The 1,885-nt window shown below is 56.8% G+C and carries 2 protein-coding genes; both read right to left on the bottom strand.

Going from position 1 to position 1,885, the window contains the following annotated elements:
* Positions 1-852 (bottom strand): plasmid replication protein RepC (repC, locus tag A3AY_RS0130110; protein ID WP_040669406.1); only part of this gene is annotated, 852 nt, incomplete at its 3' end.
* 203 nt (positions 853-1,055) lie between these two features.
* On the bottom strand, positions 1,056-1,885 hold an 830-nt coding region (repB, locus tag A3AY_RS36540; RefSeq protein WP_018329391.1), incomplete at its 5' end, for a plasmid partitioning protein RepB.

Below are 1,885 nucleotides of genomic sequence, written 5' to 3' on the forward strand. Positions count from 1 at the left end.
TGTCCTGCTTGGCTCCGGTTTCTCCCCCTGCTCTGTTCGAGAGCTAGGTTCAAGTTCATTGCTGGATTCAGTATTTGAACTCTGTATGTGCTGGTCAAATAGACCGTCATTGCCATCCATTTTTTGTGAAATAAGCTGATTGTCCAGAAGGTTGACGATTTCAGCGTGCAGAAGTGTTAGTTCGTCGGCTGTTGACAGCAGTCCCTCTGTTGTCGGCGACCGGCCAATGCGCGATACAGCGTCGATATAAATGCTTTCGACACGCTCCCAGTCGCCGGCTGCACCCTCCTCCAACGCTGCACTGATGAGTTTTCGGATATCGCGTCGGCACAAAGAAACGCGCTCCTTCGCTGCCTTGAACCTCCGGCGCTCCGCTGCGGCCTGCTGGGCTAACGCCGCCAGTTCCTCCGAACGAGCAAGCAGCGGGGCCAAGCTGAAGCCGAAGGCATCTTCGATCTCACCCTGGCTACCCTTTCTCGCGTAACGCTTCCCATTAGGACTGTCCTTTCGAGCTATCAGGCCAGCGTCCACCAGTGCCGCGAGGCTGCGGCGCAGCGTGCTCCCGGCGATACCGTTTGACCGCGACGTCAACTGGGCGTTTGACGGAAAGACGACGAGATCTTTTCCCCCCGAAAGCTCGGGCTGAGGAAAGAAGGACAGCAACGCGTTCAGAACAGCCAAAGCTCTGTCCTGCAACCCGAGAATCATCCTCGCGTCACAAACATCCCTATGGACTTTCCACTTGTCGACCGACTTCTCGGCTCTGGTCTCCAATGACCTGATTTGACTTTTCACCAGGGCAAGCGACATCGGCCGCCGCCCAAAGGGCGTCGTCACGGACAATCTCTCCATTTCTACTCTACCTCTTGCTGGGCAAAGGAATGGGGATCACCGAAAAGGCGTCGAATCTCACGAGAGACTCTTGACTGTGATTCTTGGAAGTGCGAATCTCGAAATCGCCAAAGATCGAGAAAGGGCCTTCTGAGACGCTGTTTCGGGGGTCCTTTTTTCTTTTGCCGTTACATCTCCGTTGCTGTATTGATCTAGAAAGCGCCCTACTCGCGGACGCCGCCTTCATCGGCCGAATTTTCTCGGCCGTATTCTTCGAAAAGCTCTGGAAGCTTTTTCGTCAGGTATTCCGCAAAACCCTCGTGGTCTTCCCGTTTGATCGACAATCGCCATTGCGTGTCCGTCAGGGAAATCTTGCCGATCTCGCCACCGGATGATGCCGCAATCATCGTGGGTGATGTTTTCTGGGCATCTGGAACGGCCTTGTTGGCTGCCGACAACACCGCGATAAACCGCTCGTCGGTCTCCTTGCCCTTGAATGCGGGCAATACGGTAGCCGCCGTTGCACGTAGTCGCGCATCAGCGTCCTTCAGGGTGTCTGCGAGCAACTGCCACCTTCCGCGGCCAACCTTTGGCGCGCGTCCGATCGCTTCAACGATCTCCGCCGGCAGCGTCCGCGCCACGGCGATGAGTTTCGATACCTCGGCCCGGTCGACCGACAAGGCCGTCTGAATCAACGTGCGCTGAAACCCGGCATCTTCCAGGCGTGCCGCAAAAACCGACCGCTCTATGAAGCTAAGATCTTCGCGTGCTGAATTCTCCAGCCCTTGAGCAACAACGAGATCCTCATCCGTCAACGCCCGTACATAGGCTCTGACCGGAATACCAAGTTCCCTTGCCGCCCTTACGCGGCGATGCCCATAGGCGCTTTGAAAGCGCCCTTCGAGCGTGGCGTGCTGGCGCACCAGAACCGGGATTTCCTGCCCACGGTCGCGGATCGAGTCCTTAAGCGCCTCGAAGCTTGAGGCGTCCTGCTCAACAAACCGATCGGCAAGCGGGGAGGGATCGATTAAAGACGGATCGAGCTCTATCGCCA

This window comes from Rhizobium giardinii bv. giardinii H152, from assembly GCF_000379605.1.
GTDB lineage: Bacteria > Pseudomonadota > Alphaproteobacteria > Rhizobiales > Rhizobiaceae > Pararhizobium > Pararhizobium giardinii.